Raw genomic sequence first — 1,058 nt, forward strand, 5'->3', positions numbered from 1 at the left:
CGCACGTACTTGAGCAATGGCGCTGGTGTCAATTGGAGCGTGCCAGACAACATCGAGGTGGTTTGGAGTGGTGAGGGGGAATGGAAAATCACAGTGGACGTATTCCGCGATTTAGGCATTGCTTATGGCGCTGCGCTGCTTGGCGTATTTGTGGTGATGTTGATTCAAACTGGTTTACCTGCGGTATCGGGCATCATCATGCTGGCGATACCTCTGACCGTGATTGGGATTATGCCGGGGTTCTGGATTTTGAATGTGTTAAGCAGTGACATCGGTAATTACCCGAACCCGGCTCTGTTCACGGCGACCGCGATGATCGGCATGATTGCGCTAGCAGGGATTGTGGTGCGTAACTCACTCGTTTTGATTGAATTTGTTCAGCAATCGCTGGCTGAAGGTCGTAGCTTACATGATGCGTTGATTGAATCTGGTGTTGTTCGTATGCGGCCAATATTGCTGACTGCGGGTACAACGTTACTGGGTAACGTCGTGATTACGTTAGACCCAATTTTTAACGGTTTGGCTTGGGCAATCATATTCGGTATTACCGCCTCGACCATCTTTACGCTGCTTGTGGTTCCGGTGGTTTACAACCTTGCATACCAAAACACCAAAGGACATGGATTACCTCAGATGGAGGAAGAGCAATGAAATTAGATACCAAATGGTTAGGCGTGATTCTGTTTGCCATACTCGCGCTTCTTTTTCTCTATATGGCTGGTTTTTTTACAGAAAAATTGCCGACAGAACATGACGCGAAAACCAACCAGATTGATGTAAATAACGCAGAGACACATCAACTGATGTTAACCAGCGAACCGGTTGTTCGAGAGTTTCCGGGCGTCGTCGTTGCAGAGCAGCACGCCGATATCGCGGCACGGTTAACGGCATCGGTGATGGAGGTATTGGTGAAGGTTGGCGATAGGGTGAAGCAAGGAGACGTGTTGGCGCGGCTAGAAAGCGATGATCTCGACGCGCGAGTTCGTCAAAGTGAGCAGGCTTTATCCTCTGCACAAGCGCAGCTCAATGCGGCGAGAAAGGAGTTTTCTCGTGTCAGA

The 1,058-nt window shown here is 49.4% G+C and carries 2 protein-coding genes; both read left to right on the forward strand.

What is annotated here, in order from left to right; all coding sequences use genetic code 11:
• Positions 1-651, forward strand: a 651-nt coding sequence (locus tag R7190_RS25830) for an efflux RND transporter permease subunit (protein WP_318137670.1), incomplete at its 5' end; no start/stop codon positions are given.
• Positions 648-1,058 (forward strand): efflux RND transporter periplasmic adaptor subunit (locus R7190_RS25835; protein WP_318137671.1); only part of this gene is annotated, 411 nt, incomplete at its 3' end. The genes R7190_RS25830 and R7190_RS25835, both read left to right, overlap by 4 nt.

This window comes from Vibrio sp. 1078-1, from assembly GCF_033340475.1.